We start from the raw sequence: 15,240 nt of genomic DNA on the forward strand, positions 1-15,240 counted from the left end.
AATAAGGAAGATTTTCGGCTGCGGTTTCGCGCCGTCACGAGAGGGGACACGGACGGCCATGGCTCTTCTCGACCAGACGCCGGCTTTCGCGGCGAAGGGGTACGCGTGGCTGCCGGATCTCCGGCGCCGGTTCCACGGCCGCCCGATCGAGATGCGGGTCGGCGGGCAGCGCGCGGTGGCGATCAGCGGCCCCGACGCGGCCCGGTTCTTCTACGACGACGGCAATCTGGAGCGCCACGACGCGCTCCCGCCCAACGTGGTCCACACTCTGTTCGGGAAGGGCGTGCACACGCTCGACGGCGAGGCCCACCGCGCGCGCAAGGCCCTGTTCGTAGCCCTGCTGATGAATGCCGACGGCATCGACACGCTGGCCAAGCTGACCGGGGAGGTCTTCGACGAGGCGGCCGCCCGATGGCGTGGAGCGGGCGAGATCTCCATCTTCGACGAGTCCGCGCGGGTGCTGGCGGAGGCGGTCACCCGCTGGACGGGCGTACCGCCGGACGAGCGCGACCTGAACGCCCTGGCCCGGGACCTGGTGGCCATGGTCGATGGCTTCGCCTCGGCTGGTCCGCGCTTTGCGCGGGCCCTGGTGGCCCGGCGGCGGCAGGAGGGGCGCTTCGCCAAGATCATTGAGGATGTACGCCGTGAGGAGCCGACCGCGGAGCCGTTGTCGGTGGTCGCGCACCATCTCGAGGACGGCCACCGGCTCGACCCGAGGACCGCGGCCGTCGAACTCATCAACATCATCCGGCCCACGACGGCGGTGGCGTGGTTCGTCGCCTTCGCCACCCACGCGCTCGACCGCTGGCCCGGCACCCGGGCCCGGCTGCGCGCCGGCGACGACGACTACACGCTCGCGTTCGTGCACGAGATCCGGCGGTTCTACCCGTTCGCGCCCTTCCTCGGCGGGCGGGCCACCCGTGACCTGCTGTTCCATCGCGCGCAGATCCCGAAGGGCGCCCTCGTGCTGCTCGACGTCTACGGCCAGCACCACGATCCGCGGGTCTGGCCCGAGCCGTACGAGTTCCGGCCGGAACGCTTCCTCGGCCGCCCGGTGGGCGCGTTCGAGCTGATCCCGCAGGGTGGCGGCGACCCGCGGACGGGCCACCGGTGCCCCGGCGAGAAGATCACGATCGCGCTGCTCGGGACGCTGGTGCAGCGGCTGGCCCAGCTCGACTACTACGTGCCGCCGCAGAACACCGCGATCGACCTGAGCCGGATCCCGGCCCGCCCGAAGAGCGGGCCGAAGATCGTCGTGCCCTAGGACCAGTCGATCTCCGCCGACCGGTGGAAGTTCACGCCCTGGGCCTGCCAGCGCGGGGCGAACGCGGCCAGCCGGCTCCGCAGGGACTGCCAGTCCCGGGCGGCCCGCGGGGACCAGCCGATCTCGGCGATCGCGGGCAGGCGCGGGAAGGCCATCGCCTGCACGTCGGCCAGGCTGCGCAGGGTCTCCGACCAGAGCGGCGCCTCGACGCCGAGCAGCGACTCCTCGGGCACGCCGGGCAGCCGGTCGGCCGGGTCCCAGTCGTACGAGCGCTCGACGCTGACCAGGCCGGCCCAGTCCAGGCCGAGCGGGGTCGACTCGTCGTACTTCATGTCCAGGTAGGCCCGGTCGGCCGGCGACATGATCACCTGGTGCCCGGCGGCGGCCGCACGGGCGACCCCGTCGTCGGCCGGCTCGATCCGCCAGTACTGCGGGATGGCGCTGGCCGGCAGCTCGGCCGCGGCCATCTCGTGCCAGCCGATCGCCCGTTTGCCGTACTTGCCGGCCAGCGGCAGCACCCGCGCCATGAAGGCGCGGTAGTCCTCGGCCGTGGTGGAGAACGCCTCGTCACCGCCGATGTGCAGGTACGGGCCCGGGGTGAGCTCGGCCACCGTACGGATGACGTCCTCGACGAAGGTGTAGGTGACCTCCTTGCCGATGGGCAGTGAGCTGTAGCCGACCTCGGCGTCGACGCGCTGCTGGACGGGCACGCCCTCGGCGGTCAGCTCCGGGTAGGCCAGCTGGACGGCGTTGACGTGCCCGGGCAGGTCGATCTCGGGGACGATCGTGATAAATAGCGTCGCGGCGTAGGCGACCAGGTCTTCGTACTCCCGGGCCGTGAGGAACCCGGGCCCGGCGCCGTCGACACCCGTGCCCGCGCCCCCGCTGACCTCGGTGAGCAGCGGCCAGTCGGCGATCTCGAGACGCCAGCCCTGGTCGTCGGTGAGATGCAGGTGCAGGTGGTTGATCTTGAATTGAGCGATCGTGTCGAGGTAGGACCGCAGGTCGGCCGGCCCGAAGAAGTGCCGGGCGAGGTCGAGCATGGTCCCCCGGTACGGGAAGCGGGGCTCGTCGTCGATCCGGCCGCCGGGCAGAGTGATCTCCGCTTGGTCGGCGGCGGCCGGGTCGGCCGGCAGGAGCTGGCGGAACGTCTGAAGGCCGGCGAACAGGCCCTGGGCGGTCGGCGCCCGCAGCGTGACCCCGTCGGCGGTGATGTCGAGGCGGTAGTGCTCGGGTGACTTGGCCGAGTCCTCCTCGACGGTCAGCCGGATGGGCGCCGCGCCGGGCACCCGGGGCACCGCGAAGCCCGTGGCCTGCCGCAGGAGGCCGGCCAGTTCGTCGGCGATGGCCTCGGCCTCGGGCCCGGCCCCGACCGAGATATCCGGCGCGATCCGGAAATCGGCTGCCGAATCGGGCCGCACGGACGCGGGCAGGGGAATGACGTCGCCGAGTTGTCTCATCATGGGAGCGCGCACGCGAGGAACTCTAAACTGTCTTTCCATGTCGATCACGACCCGCCGGGCCACCGTCTCGGATGCCGAACTGCTGCACGACCTGGCCGACCGGACTTTCCAGCTGGCCTGTCCACCCGGCACCAAGGCCGAGGACATCGAGGCCTTCGTCGCCACCAACCTGTCCACCGAGAGCTTTCGCGGCTATCTGGCCGACCCGGGCCGGATCATCCTGCTGGTCGCGTCGGAGGACGTGCCGATCGGCTACTCGATGCTGGTCAGCGGCAAGATCGAGAACGAGGACGTCGCGGCCGTGGTCGACGAGAAGGTCAGCATCGAGCTGTCGAAGTTCTACCTGCTGGCCGATCGGCACGGCTCGGGTGCGGCCGCGGCGCTGATGACCGCGACGCTGGCCGAGGCGGCCGCCACCGGCGCCTCGTTCTGCTGGCTGGGGGTCAACCAGCAGAACCAGCGGGCGGCGAAGTTCTACGCCAAGCACGGCTTCGAGGTGATCGGCGTCAAGCGCTTCCTGGTCGGGGCCGAGTGGCACGACGACTACATCCGCCGGCGAGCCCTCTAGGCGGGCTGGATCTCGGTCCAGTCGACGTACTTTCCGGCCCGGTTGTCACCCGAGGACTGGCCGCGGAGCCGGCGGTTGATCCAGGGCAGGACGTGCTCGCGGTAGTACCGGGCCTCGGTCAGCACACGGCGGCCCTCGGCCGGGCCCGGGTCGATCACGTGAGCCTCGGCCGGGTGCCCGAGCGCGGCCAGCACCAGACTGGCCACTCGGCGGTGGCCGTTGTCGTTGAGATGCAGCCGGTCGGCCGACCAGTAGCCGGCACGGCGGATCTCCTGGTCGTGGAAGACGTCGACGAAGGTGATGTCGTAGCGGTCGATGAACTTGGCCACCGCGTTGGTCAGCAGCTCGCCGCGGCGGCGCATGGTCGAGCCGAACGGCAGCCGCTCGGACGGGTCGGCCCCGCTGAGCAGCAGCACCCGGACGCCGGCCTCGAGGCAGCGCTGGATGGCCCGCTCGGTCATGCCGGCCAGCCGGATCATGTCGCCGCCGGGCCGCATCATGTCGTTGCCGCCGCCGTTGAGCGACAGCAGCGTGGGCGGCGGCGACAGCGACAGCGCGGCGTCGAGCTGCTCGGTGACGATCGGCTCGAGCAGGCGCCCGCGGATGGCCAGGTTGGCGTACTGCACCGGCTTGCCCTCGGCCGCGGCCAGCCCGGCCGCGACCAGGTCGGCCCAGCCCCGCTCGGAGCCGTCCGGCAGGGTGTCCCCGAGCCCTTCGGTGAAGCTGTCCCCGATAGCCACGTACCGCGTCACGCCGCGCCTCCCACCCTTGATCATCCGAGGCTATCGGACGCTCAGCCGACGAGCGGGCGCACCTCCTGAGCGACCCAGCGGACGTACGCGACCGGGTCCTCCTCCGCCAGGGGCTGCAGGATGACGCTGGTCGCCCCGGCGGCCACGAACGACGCGACTCCTTCGGCGATCTCGGCTTCGGTCCCGGAGAGGCCGGGGAATCCGGCGCCGTACTTCTCCTGGGCGGCGATCAGGCGGCCGGCCGAGTCGCCGGGCAGGGCCGGCACGAAGACCACGAGGCCGCCGTCGCCGATCAGCTCTCGGGCCTTGGCCACGTCGGCCGGGGACGAGCCGCCGGCCAGGACGGTCGCGTCGCCGACCTCACCGGCCAGCGCGATGGTCTTCGGGCCGCCCGCGGCCACGTACAGCCTCGGGGGTGTGGCCGGAGGCCAGCCGAGACGCACCGCGTCGAGCTGGACGTAGCGTCCCGAGACGGTGACCTCCTCGCCGGCCAACAAGGAGCGCAGGGCGGTCGCATACTCCCGGAGGAGGGTCAGGGGTGACGCGGCGCGGGCGCCGACCTGGCCCATCCACTCCTGCACGCCGTGGCCGATGCCGGGCAGGTAGCGGTCGCCGAACAGCCGGCTCAGGGTGGCGATCTCCATCGCGGCCGGGGCGACGTTGCGGAACGGGACCGGCATGATGCCGATGCCGACGCGCAGCCGCTCGGTCCAGGCCAGGGCGGCGGTGGCGGCCGAGACGCCGCCGGCCAGGAAGCAGTCCTCCCACAGCCAGAGCTCGTCGAGACCGGCCCGGTCGGCGGCGACGGCCACCTCGCGCAGGGCCTCGGGCGGGTGTTGCGGCAGGTAGATCGCACCAAGCGTCGTCATAGGAGCGATCTTTGCATTTTCGTCGAATTTTATATAAGCAGCAGCTTATTCAACGCCGGAAAGTGTCGGAGGTCCCCGCTAATTTCCCTCATGCGGATCGGCGCCACGGGGGCGCCGATCCGTCCACTATCGAGCCCGCGATCATCGCCTCGCCCGCCCGGCGCAGGTGATCTCGCAGCTCAGGAGGTGACTCGACCGTGAACGCCGCGCCCAGCACACCGAGCACCATCACGGGCCACCCCAGCTCGTCCACGTTCATGCACAGGCGACATCTCTCGTCCGTGAGTTCCTCGACGGTGCCGTAATTCCACACCGTCGCGCGCACCTGCTCCGCGGGCGCGCCGATGACCACCGACACCTCGTAGCGGTTGGGGATGGCGCTCATCCGGGATCGCAACCACTCCGCGGGATCCCCGCCCGGGATCTCCCGCGGGCGGAAGCGGGCCCCGGTCAGCCCGGGTGACGACAGCCGGTCGACCCGGAAACTGCGCCAATCCCCCCGCTCGAGATCCCACGCGACGAGATACCAGCGGCGGCCGAGTGGCACCAGCCGGTGCGGTTCCACGTGCCGCGGCGCCGGGTCGCCGTCGCGGGGCCGGTAATCGAAGCGCAGCCGTTCCTCGCCCCGGCAGGCCAGGGCCAGGGTGGTGAGCACCGTCGCGTCCAGCGTCGGCCCGCCCCCCAGCGGCCCGGGCGCGGTCACGGCCCGCAGCGCGTCGATGCGCCGGCGCAACCGCGGCGGCAGGAGCTGGATCACCTTGGCCAGCGCCCGCACCGAGGTCTCCTCGAAACCGGCGACCGCCCCGGCCGCCGCCGTCCGCAGCCCGACCGCGATGGCGACGGCCTCGTCGTCGTCGAGCAGCAGGGGCGGCACGGCCGCGCCCGCCTGCAGCTGATAGCCGCCGGCCACGCCACGGGCGGCGTCGACCGGATAGCCCAGGTCGCGCAGCCGGTCGACGTCGCGGCGCAGCGTCCGGGGGCTGACCTCGAGCCGCTCCGCCAACTCGGCGCCCGGCCAGTACCGATGCGTCTGCAGCAGCGACAGCAGCCGCAGCATCCGCGCACTCGTGTTCGCCATGTCCACAGACTCTTCCGGATTGAGGTCAAGAAGTGGCCGCAAAGATAAATAGCGTCGACCACATGATTGAGACACGAGGGTTGACCAAGCACTTCAAGGACGTGCGGGCCGTCGACGGCATCGACCTATCCGTCCGGCCCGGAGAGCTCGTCGCGCTTCTCGGCCCGAACGGCGCCGGCAAGTCGACCACCCTGCGCATGCTGACCACGCTCATCCCGCCGACCGCCGGCACGGCCACGGTGGCCGGCTTCGACGTCGTCCGGCAGCAACGCGAGGTGCGCCTGCGGATCGGCTACATCGGCCAGGGCAACGGGGCCGGGCACAGCCAGCGCGGCCGCGACGAGCTGATCAGCCAGGGCCGGGCCTACGGGCTGAGCGTGCACGACGCCCGGGCCCGGGCGGCCGAGCTGATCGAGTCGCTCGGCCTGGCCGAGGTGGCCGACCGGCGGGTCTCCTCGCTCTCCGGCGGCCAGAGGCGCCGGCTCGACATCGCGATGGGCCTGATCCACTCGCCCGAGCTGCTCTTCCTGGACGAGCCGTCGACCGGCCTGGACCCGCAGAACAGGGCCAATCTCCAGGAGCACATCCTCGCCCTGCGGGCCCGGCACGAGACGACGATCGTGCTGACCACCCACTACCTGGACGAAGCGGACTCGATGGCCGAGCGGGTGATCGTCGTCGACCACGGCCGGATCATCGCCGACGACAGCCCGGCGCGTCTCAAGGCCTTGGAAGTGGGAGATCACATTCTGCTCGGTTTCTCCTCCGAGTCCGATGCGGTGGGGGCGGCCGGCGTGCTGCAGGGCGAGCGGGTGGGCCGGCAGCTGCGGCTCAATCTGCCGGACGCGCCCCGCCGGGCGCCCGGGATCCTGGACGACCTGCGCGCCGCCGGCTACCCGGCCGCCGAGATCGAGGTCATCCGGCCGACGCTCGACGACGTCTTCCTTCGCCTGACCGGGCGCAGCCTCCGTGAGGGTGGCGCCGCCGCCGACAAAGAGCTCGTGGAGGTCTGAGACATGACCACGCTGATCGCCGACACCTCGACCGTCTTCAGCCGCGAGCTGCGCCCGCTGCTGCGCGACCCGTTCACGATCATCTTCTCGATGGTGCAGCCGCTGGTCTTCCTGGCGCTGTTCACCCCGCTGCTCCCCGACGAGGGCGGCCGCCAGCTGCAGTGGTTCGTGCCCGGCATCATCGTCATGTCCTGCCTGTTCGCCTGCTCGATGACCGGCTCCAACCTGCTCTTCGAGATCCAGACCGGCTCGCACGAGCGGATGCTGGTCACCCCGCTGCGCCGGCCGGCCCTGCTGATCGGCCGGGCGCTCAAGGAGATCGTGCCGATGTTCGCCCAGGCCGCCCTGATCGTGGTGGTGTGCCTGCCCTTCGGGTTCCGCTTCGACCTGCTCGGCGCGGTGATCGGGCTGGTCGTCCTGGGCGCCTTCTGCATCGGGCTCGGCGCGCTGTCGTACACCCTGGCCCTGGCCTCGAAGAACCAGGAGTGGCTGTTCTGGACCGTGCAGCAGACGCTGCTCTTCCCGCTGCTCCTGCTGGCCGGAGTGCTACTGCCGATCGACGACGGGCCGGGCTGGTTGCGCGCGCTCGCGGCCGGCAACCCGCTCAGCTATGTGGTCGACGCCGAGCGCTCGCTGTTCAACGGTGACATCTGGTCCTCGTCGACGTTCGGCGGTGTGATCGCCGCCTCGGTGGTCGCCGCGATCGGCCTGTCCGCCGGAGTACGAGCCATGCGCCGATCGGACTAACGTCTAGCCGGTTGGAAGCGGATCGACGGGGGACGGCGGATGTTCCGATGGCGGCGGCGCGGGGGCAAACCGGTCGCGGAGATCCTTCCGAGGGCGCTCGGACGGTTGATCGAGGGGCTCAACCCGCGACCCGTGGCCCCCCAGCCGCGCCGCCGCAATCCGGACGCCGTGGTCGACTGCGCGATCTACGCGGCGGGCGCCCGCAAACCGGGCACCGTGCAGTACAGCAACGCCCGGATCCCCCGCGGCGGGTTCCTCTGGCTCGGGCTGCACGAGCCCGACCGGGTCACGATGCGTGAGGTCGCGGCCGCCTTCGGTCTGCACGAGCTGGTGGTCGAGCAGGCCGCCGAAGCCGGCCACCGGCCCGGCGTCGAGGTGATCGGCGAGGTGACCCGGCTGGTGCTGCGGACCGCCCGCTACGTCCAGCACGACGAGCTGACCGCGACGTCCGAGGTGATCGACACGGGCGACATCACGCTGCTGATCGGCCCGTCCTTCGTCATCACGGTGCGCCACGGCGCGGCGGGCGCGCTGTGGGGCGTACGGAAAGAGGTGGAGAAGCGGCCGGCCCTGCTGCGGCACGGCCCGTGGGCGGTGGCCTACGCCATCGCCGGCCGGATGGTCGACGACTACCTGGCCGTGGCGGCCGACGTCGAGCACGACCTGGAGAAGCTCGAGGAGGAGACCTTCGAGGCCCGGCGCTCGGCCGAGGTGGCGCACTTCTATCAGCTCAAGCGGGAGATGGTCGAGCTCCGGCGGGCGGTGCTGCCGCTGCAGGAACCGCTCACGCTGATCGGGCCGCCGGCCGCCCTGCAGCCGTACTTCGTCGACGTGCGCGGGCGGCTGGCCCGGGCCGCCGACCGGATCAACGGCTTCGACAACCTGATCGACTCGGTGCTGCAGGCCCGGCTCACCCAGGTGACCATGGCGCAGAACGACGACATGCGGATGATCGCCGCGTGGGCCGCGATCGCGGCCGTGCCCACCGTCGGCGCCGGAATTTACGGGATGAACTTCGCAAATATGCCCGGAATCGACTCCCGATACGGCTTCTCCGCCACCATCGTGATAATTCTTCTGGTCTGCGGCGGGCTCTTCTGGCGCTTCAAACGAGCGGGTTGGTTGTGATGATCTCGGTCACTCTGGTAGGACCTCAGGCCTATCGGGAGTCGCCCGAACAGTTGATCGTCCACTCCGGACAGTACGGAGAATTCGGGCCGCTCTCCCCTGGCACCGCCATCCGGCGACTCACTATCTTCGAACAGTCGTACCGTGGGGAGGCTGCGTGACCGCGACACAGGTCATCACGCCGCAAGGCGCAACACCGCCGCAACCGGCGAAACGCCGCAGCGGCGTACTGACTGCCCTCAAGGGCCATGTCGATCTTTTCCTGAACGCCGGCTCGCTGATCGCCACCACGGCCATCACGTCGCTGTTCGGGTTCGCCTTCTGGTGGGTGGCGGCCCGGGCCGCGTCGCCCGAGGCGGTCGGCCAGGCCTCGGCCGCGGTGTCCGCGATGACGCTGATCGGCACCATCGGCATGTTCGGCATGGGCACCATGCTGATCTCCGACCTGTCGCAGCTGCGCGGCCCCAAATGGGAGCTGATCTCCACCTGCCTGCTGGTCGCGGGCGCAGCCGCCACGGTGGGCGGCATCATCTACGTCACGGTCGCCCAGCTGTGGATCCCCGGCCTGCAAGAGGCGCTCGGCGGTCAGCTCGGCACCGTGCTGCTGGTCTTCGGCATCGCGATCAACGCGGTCACCCTGGTCCTCGACGAGGCGCTGGTCGGCCTGCTCAAGGGCCCCCTGCAGCTCATGCGCAACGCCTGGTTCTCGGTGATCAAGCTGGTGCTGCTGGCCGGCCTGGCCGTGGCGCCGATCAAGCTCACCGGCAACGAGCTGCTGCTGACCTGGGTCGCCGGCATCGTGCTCTCGACCGCGATCCTGAGCGGGGCCCTGCGCCGCCGCAAGATGATCGACTCCCTGCGGCCGCGACTCTCGCTGCTCAAGGGCCGGGGCAAGTCGACCTTCGACCACAACCTGCTCAACCTCGCGACCTACCTGCCCCGCGCGGCCCTGCCGCTGCTGGTCACGGCGGTCCTGTCGGCCGCGGCCAACGCGTCGTTCTACACGGCGTTCATGCTGCTGTCGATGCTGGCGATGGTCCCCGGCAACGTCGCGCTGACGCTGTTCGCGGTGGCCAGCGGCGACCGCAAGGCGCTGCAGTCCAAGGTCCGGATGGGCCTGATCATCTGCCTCGGCGGCGGCCTGCCGGCCTCGCTGGTGGTCGTGCTTCTGGCCAACCCGATCATGTCGCTGTTCGGCGCCGAGTACGAGGCGACGGCCGGCGACGCGCTGCGGATCCTCGCGCTGACGTACGTGCCCTTCGTCTTCCTGCACTTCTTCATGGCGATCTCGCGCGTGCAGAACAAGGTGCGCAGCGCCGGCGTCTTCTCGCTCTTCGCCGGTCTGGCCGAGCTCGGAGCGGCCTGGTACGGCGGCTCCCACGGCGGGCTGAACGACCTGGTCACGTACTTCGCCGTGGTGATGTGGATCGAGACGATCTGCGTGGCCCCGGTGGTGCTGCGGGTCGTCTTCTCCAGCGGCCAGCGCCGCGGCGACACCGCCAACACGACCACCATGACGCTGCACGAGCGGGCCTGGCTGCCGCTGGAGTACATCCGTACCGTCGGCCCGGTCTACGGCGTGACCGTCGACGGCATGCGCAAGGCCCTGATCGGCCTGCACACAGCCGACCCCAAGCACCGCGCCGTCTCCAAGCTCGACCGGGTCGGGGCCCGCTGGGAGCACATGAACGGCGCCGAGTTCGCCCAGTTCGTGCACCGCGCGGTGCAGGACTCGGGCGACTGGTCGCTCGACATGGACGGCATGACCCGCAAGCTGCAGTCCGAGCCGCGCGGCGTGCACCCGATCCGCATCCTGGTCGGCGCCGGCTACGTGGCGATCAAGGTGTCGCACGCGTACGGCGACGCGGGCCCGGTCAACTCGCTGGTCCACGAGCTCGTCCTCGCCGCCAGCCAGGGCCGCGCCGCGGTGATCCCGCCGCTCGAGCGCAACCGGATGGCGCTGCCGATGGCCTGGTGGAAGCAGTTCGGCACCAAGCCGACCCGGTGGAAGGAGGGCATCAGCTTCGCCCGCCCGCCGGAGCCCGAGGAGACCCGGATGCGCAAGTGGCAGCCGAACCTCACGGTCCGCTCGGCCCGCTCGGCCACCGCGCTCAAAGAGATGCGCAAGTGGCGCGACGAGTACGCGCCCGGCGTCACCACCTCGGCCATCACGTTCGCGGCGTTCACGGCGGCCCTCTACAACCTGGGTCTCAAACCGGACACCAGCGGCGCCACGTTCCTGGCCGACGGCCGTCGCTACCTCGACAAGGACGTCCGGATCGACAGCAACTTCTGCATGGGCCCCTACCTGTCGCCCGACGACATGATGGACCCGCTGTCGGTGCACAAGACGATCAAGCACGAGCTGGCCACCGGCCGCATCCTCACGATGATGGTGCTGCGCGAGGGCAAGATCGCCCTCGACGGCGCGCCCGGCATGCCCGACCCGTACCCCTCCGAACTGCCGATCCCGCCGCGGCCGCGGCTGACCTTCAGCAACCAGGGCCGCCACGACCTGCTCGGCGACCTGCCGTGGTCGGTCGGCCCCGAGTGGCGGGTCAACCTGAGCGTGCCCACGCTGAACAGCCCCGAGGGCATCACGCTGACCACCAGCGAGATGAACGGCGTCCTGCACCTGGAGGCCACGTTCCACGGCTCGACCTTCGACCCGAACCTGATCTCCCGCGCGCTCGAGCTGGTCATCACCGACCCGGCCGGCCAGATCATGTCAGTCCGGCGGGTAGCCGCCTAGAGACGAAAGTGGCGCCCGGCCGGTTCGTGAAGATCCGGTCGGGCGCTTCTATGTTCGGCTTCCGCCGCATTCCGTGGGCGGCCCCGAGCCGCCCTGCCCTTCAGTCGGGCGCTCACGCGCCGCTATGTCCCGGCGCGCTGGTTCCGCGCCGCTTCTGGTCGCCCTTCTCGGTGCGAATGCTATAGCCGTTCAATACCTATATGTACGGATTTTCGATCAGAACCCGCTTCGCCGGCCCGGGCCGTCATCCCTGACGCTCCCTGCAAGTGCTGCGGCCGGTGCGTGCCCTTGCGGTGGGCGTCGCTCCCGGCCCGGCCCTGCTGGGCATCATTTCTTGCGCCGCTCCCGGCTCCGGCCGATCGGCGGGAACCGGGAGCGTGCGCGTCATCAGCGGTCGCGGTGATCGTGGTTGCGGTCGCCGTGCGCGCTGCCGGTCGGAGCCGGAGCTGCGGTGGTGGTGGCGGCCGGCGCCGTGGTGGTGGCCGTGGTCGCCGGCGTGGTGGCGGTCGTGGCCGGGGTGGTCACCGCGGGGTTGGCGCTCGCCGTGGTGGCCGGGCGGCTCGGCCACGAGCCGTGGTGGTTGTCGTTGTTGTCGTTGTCGTTGCTGCCCGGGCGGTCCGGGCGGCTCGGGTTGTTGTCGCTCGGCCGGTCGGGGCGGCTCGGGTTGTTGTCGCTCGGCCGGTCCGGGCGGCTCGGGTTGTTGTCGCTCGGGCGGTCCGGGCGGCTCGGGTTGTTGCTGTCGCCCGGGCGGTCGGGACGGCTCTGGTCGTGGTCGCCCGGGCGGTCGGGGCGGCTCGGGCGGTCGTTGCGCAGGACCGGCAGGGTGAGCGTGAACGTCCGGACCTGGGTGCGCGCCCGGCGGTTGCAGTTGTCGTACGACAGCATGGTCCGCAGGCGGGCGATGCCGGCCCGGTCGAAGTCGGGGTTGACGTCGAACTCGACGTAGTCCGAGCGACCCGGCCGCAGCGTGTCACCGCGCGAGAACTCGGCCGACCGGGCCCGGCCCGGGTAGTCGACGTCCACGTCGCGGGCGCTGACCCGGACCTCGGCGTTGCAGATCCGGGTGTCGGTCCGGAAGTAGACCTTGACCTCGCTGTCGACGTTGGCTCGAACCGCGCGCAGCCAGGTGGTGACCGGCTGCGGTCCCCGCTCGGCGGCGACCGCGGGCGCCGCCACAGAAACGGTGGCCACACTGACAGCCGCACCGGCCATCGCCACCAGCGCTCCGATGCGCCGACTGCTGTTCATTCGATCCTCCAGTGACAGTGACTGATTGGTGTCCGGCTCTCGTGCTAACCGACAATCCGGACAATATGGCCACCGCCGAGAACCGCGCCGCGTTTCGCCAGCGTTTCGCCCCAAATTCCACATTCATGTACAAAATGTTTAGCCATGATCGTCCGAAAAGCCGACCCGCCCCACCCGAATTGCCACCCGCCCGCCCAGAATTCAATATGGCGATATAGCAATGCAAAACCCCGCCCCATCAGCTCATTCGCATTAGACCGAACTCCCCCATACGCATCCTCTTGGATCCTTAGCCGCCTAATCACCCTCCAGCCGACCCGAACCGCCCGCCGCACCGACAAGACTCGCCGAAGATCGGCAATCAACAGCGCACGACCAGAAGCAGCAGGCGCAACACCAGCAGACCACCCATATACTGAAAGTGACGGAATCGACTCTTTCAGTAAGCAGACGAGCGGCAGGTAGGCGCCGGCGGCGGGATGAGCAGCGGCGGGCGGCTCAGCGGGCCGCGAGGGGACGAACTACGGGGCGGGGGGCGGACAGCGCAGAGTGGGCGGCGCCAGGCGGCGTCGTAGCGGGCGGCGCGGGGCGGCGGGCGGCGGCAGCGGAGAGAGCAGCATTGGGCAACGTCGACGGCGGCGTAGTGGGCGGCGCCAGGCGGCGTTGTCGCGGGCGATCGCAGGCGGCGGCTGGCGGCACTGGGCGAGGGCTGGCGGCAATGGGCGGGGTTGACGGCGGCACTGGGCGAGCGGCATTGGGCAACGTCGACGGCGGCGGCGAACGGCGGTGCCAGGCGGCGTCATAGCGGGCCACCGCGGGCGGCGCGGCGGCTGACGACGTCGGCGGCGCGCCGGGTGGTGGCGCACCGGGTCGCGTTGGCGGGCGGGAACGGACGGCGGACGGCGGCGGAGTGGGCGGCGCTGGGCGGCGTCGTCAGCGGAACGGGCGGCGGCGATGGGGTCAAGTCGGCCGCGCCAGACCACGCCAGGCGTCGGCGGAGCGGGCGGCGCGACGGCCGCGGGCGGCGGCGGACAACGCCGGTGGCGCAACAGGCCGCGTTGGCAGACGGCGGCGGGCGGCGGAGCAGCGGCGGCAGACCGCGCCGGGTGGCGCGGTCTGCGGCGGAGTGGCGCGACGGCAATGGCGAACGCGGCGCCGGCGTGCGTCAGCCATCGGCATCGCGAGGGTGGCGAGTCGGTGCCGGTGCTCGTACCCCACGTGTCGCGGCTGGGGCCTGCGGTGAGCGCGGCGGGAACGGGTGGGTCGGCGGGTCGGCGGAGGCGGTCTGTGGGTGGGTCGAATCATCCTAAGGTCGAAATAGCGGGTCGAACCCTCTCGAAAGTGCCCGATGCGACACGATGGAGGCGTACAACGCAGGAGGGAGAGCCACCGATGTCGCTCAGCGGAGCCCACCGCGCGGCGTTTCGCCGGGAGGCGGCTCGGGAGGGCCGTGTCTTCTCGATCCGGGACGCCGAGGGCTTTCCCGCGCCGCCCGGTCCGGAGGGACGGCGGACCGTGCCCTTCTGGTCGAAGTCGACGCGCGCCAGCCGGGTGGTCGGCCAGGTTCCGGCCTACCAGGGTTTCGAAGTGGTGTCCGTCGAGGTCCAGGAGTGGCTGACCGACTGGCTCGACCGGCTCGAAAGCCAGGGCCTGCTGGTCGGCGTCAACTGGGCCGGGGCCCGGGCCACCGGCTTCGACCTCTCCCCGGGCCAGGTTCGCCAGTGGTTCGCGGAGGCCTCGGATGACCCCGCTCTCCCCCCGAGCCCCGCATCGATCAAGCCGCGGGCAGCGAAGGCGATCACCACGCCCGGCCCGGCCTCCCCCAAAAAAGCAGCAACCCCCTTGAAGACCACGGCTATCACCCCCAAGAAGACCACCTCCGGCCCGGCCGTCTCCGCCCCGAAGAACGCCGCATCCTCAGCCACCAAGTCGGCGAAGTCCGCGGCCCCACCGGGCATCGCCCCGCCCAGGTCCACCAAGCAACCAGCGATCAACCCCCCGAAACCGACACCCCCCGCGCTCACGCCCAATCCGATCCCACCTGCTCTGACCTCCGCCAGCCAAGCGACGCCGAACCCCGACGCCCCCGACCCGGCGGCACCCAGCTCCCTCAACCCCGCGACACCACCCGCCGACGCCCACCCGGATTCCGCGACTTCAGTGGCGCCGGGCTCGCTCAACCCGACGACGCTGCCAGCCGACACCCATCCCGACTCCGCCACCCCAGCGGCACCAAGCTCGCTCAACCCGACGACGCCGCCGGCCGACACCCATCCCGACTCCGCCACCCCAGCGGCACCAAGCTCGCTCAACCCGACGACGCCGCCGGCCGACACCCATCCCGACTCCGCCACCCCA

Annotated in this window: 12 protein-coding genes; 7 read left to right on the plus strand and 5 right to left on the minus strand. The window is 71.1% G+C overall.

Annotation, left to right across the window (positions count from 1 at the left end; all coding sequences use genetic code 11):
• Window positions 1-58: 58 nt before the first annotated feature.
• Entirely contained in the window at window positions 59-1,264 is a 1,206-nt protein-coding gene (locus AB0J66_RS42650; protein WP_364673247.1) for a cytochrome P450, read from the plus strand.
• Here AB0J66_RS42650 and AB0J66_RS42655 read toward each other — a convergent pair.
• Window positions 1,261-2,739, minus strand: a complete 1,479-nt coding sequence (locus AB0J66_RS42655; RefSeq protein WP_364673248.1) for a beta-N-acetylhexosaminidase — start codon at window positions 2,737-2,739, stop codon at window positions 1,261-1,263. The genes AB0J66_RS42650 and AB0J66_RS42655 overlap by 4 nt on opposite strands.
• Before the next feature lie 25 nt (window positions 2,740-2,764).
• Between AB0J66_RS42655 and AB0J66_RS42660 the strand changes: the two genes are divergently transcribed.
• Window positions 2,765-3,295, plus strand: a complete 531-nt coding sequence (locus AB0J66_RS42660; RefSeq protein ID WP_364673250.1) for a GNAT family N-acetyltransferase — start codon at window positions 2,765-2,767, stop codon at window positions 3,293-3,295.
• On the opposite strand, the gene AB0J66_RS42665 is transcribed toward AB0J66_RS42660, so the two are convergent.
• From AB0J66_RS42665 to AB0J66_RS42675, 3 genes are all read right to left on the minus strand, one after another.
• Entirely contained in the window at window positions 3,292-4,047 is a 756-nt protein-coding gene (locus AB0J66_RS42665) for an SGNH/GDSL hydrolase family protein (RefSeq protein ID WP_364673252.1), read from the minus strand. The genes AB0J66_RS42660 and AB0J66_RS42665 overlap by 4 nt on opposite strands.
• A gap of 41 nt (window positions 4,048-4,088) precedes the next feature.
• Complete coding sequence (locus AB0J66_RS42670; RefSeq protein ID WP_364673253.1) at window positions 4,089-4,916, minus strand: LLM class flavin-dependent oxidoreductase; 828 nt, start codon at window positions 4,914-4,916, stop codon at window positions 4,089-4,091.
• 88 nt (window positions 4,917-5,004) lie between these two features.
• Entirely contained in the window at window positions 5,005-5,994 is a 990-nt protein-coding gene (locus AB0J66_RS42675; RefSeq protein WP_364673254.1) for a YafY family protein, read from the minus strand.
• A 62-nt stretch (window positions 5,995-6,056) separates the two neighbouring features.
• Between AB0J66_RS42675 and AB0J66_RS42680 the strand changes: the two genes are divergently transcribed.
• From AB0J66_RS42680 to AB0J66_RS42695, 4 genes are all read left to right on the plus strand, one after another.
• Window positions 6,057-7,007 (plus strand): ATP-binding cassette domain-containing protein, encoded by a 951-nt coding sequence (locus AB0J66_RS42680; RefSeq protein WP_364673256.1) that lies wholly within the window; start codon window positions 6,057-6,059, stop codon window positions 7,005-7,007.
• A gap of 3 nt (window positions 7,008-7,010) precedes the next feature.
• Window positions 7,011-7,754, plus strand: coding sequence for an ABC transporter permease (locus tag AB0J66_RS42685; protein ID WP_364673257.1), 744 nt, complete (start codon window positions 7,011-7,013; stop codon window positions 7,752-7,754).
• A gap of 39 nt (window positions 7,755-7,793) precedes the next feature.
• Window positions 7,794-8,882, plus strand: coding sequence for a magnesium and cobalt transport protein CorA (locus tag AB0J66_RS42690; RefSeq protein WP_364673258.1), 1,089 nt, complete (start codon window positions 7,794-7,796; stop codon window positions 8,880-8,882).
• 157 nt (window positions 8,883-9,039) lie between these two features.
• A complete protein-coding gene (locus tag AB0J66_RS42695; protein ID WP_364673259.1) occupies window positions 9,040-11,634 on the plus strand; it encodes a lipopolysaccharide biosynthesis protein in 2,595 nt (864 codons plus the stop codon).
• A 387-nt stretch (window positions 11,635-12,021) separates the two neighbouring features.
• Here AB0J66_RS42695 and AB0J66_RS42700 read toward each other — a convergent pair whose 3' ends face one another.
• Window positions 12,022-12,882: a hypothetical protein gene (locus AB0J66_RS42700; RefSeq protein ID WP_364673261.1), complete on the minus strand. Its 861-nt coding sequence runs from the start codon at window positions 12,880-12,882 to the stop codon at window positions 12,022-12,024.
• A 1,392-nt stretch (window positions 12,883-14,274) separates the two neighbouring features.
• Between AB0J66_RS42700 and AB0J66_RS42705 the strand changes: the two genes are divergently transcribed.
• The coding region (locus AB0J66_RS42705) for a DUF2750 domain-containing protein (protein WP_364673263.1) at window positions 14,275-15,240 on the plus strand (966 nt) is incomplete at its 3' end.

The organism is Actinoplanes sp. NPDC049598, from assembly GCF_040675435.1.
Lineage (GTDB): Bacteria > Actinomycetota > Actinomycetes > Mycobacteriales > Micromonosporaceae > Actinoplanes.

What these genes read in the sequence shown, in the direction of transcription:
- AB0J66_RS42650 (WP_364673247.1), top strand. Translation starts at nt 59, where the DNA reads ATGGCTCTTCTCGACCAGACGCCGGCTTTCGCGGCGAAGGGGTACGCG.
- AB0J66_RS42660 (WP_364673250.1), top strand. Translation starts at nt 2,765, where the DNA reads ATGTCGATCACGACCCGCCGGGCCACCGTCTCGGATGCCGAACTGCTG.
- AB0J66_RS42670 (WP_364673253.1), bottom strand. Translation starts at nt 4,916, where the DNA reads ATGACGACGCTTGGTGCGATCTACCTGCCGCAACACCCGCCCGAGGCC.
- AB0J66_RS42675 (WP_364673254.1), bottom strand. Translation starts at nt 5,994, where the DNA reads ATGGCGAACACGAGTGCGCGGATGCTGCGGCTGCTGTCGCTGCTGCAG.
- AB0J66_RS42680 (WP_364673256.1), top strand. Translation starts at nt 6,057, where the DNA reads ATGATTGAGACACGAGGGTTGACCAAGCACTTCAAGGACGTGCGGGCC.
- AB0J66_RS42685 (WP_364673257.1), top strand. Translation starts at nt 7,011, where the DNA reads ATGACCACGCTGATCGCCGACACCTCGACCGTCTTCAGCCGCGAGCTG.
- AB0J66_RS42690 (WP_364673258.1), top strand. Translation starts at nt 7,794, where the DNA reads ATGTTCCGATGGCGGCGGCGCGGGGGCAAACCGGTCGCGGAGATCCTT.
- AB0J66_RS42700 (WP_364673261.1), bottom strand. Translation starts at nt 12,882, where the DNA reads ATGAACAGCAGTCGGCGCATCGGAGCGCTGGTGGCGATGGCCGGTGCG.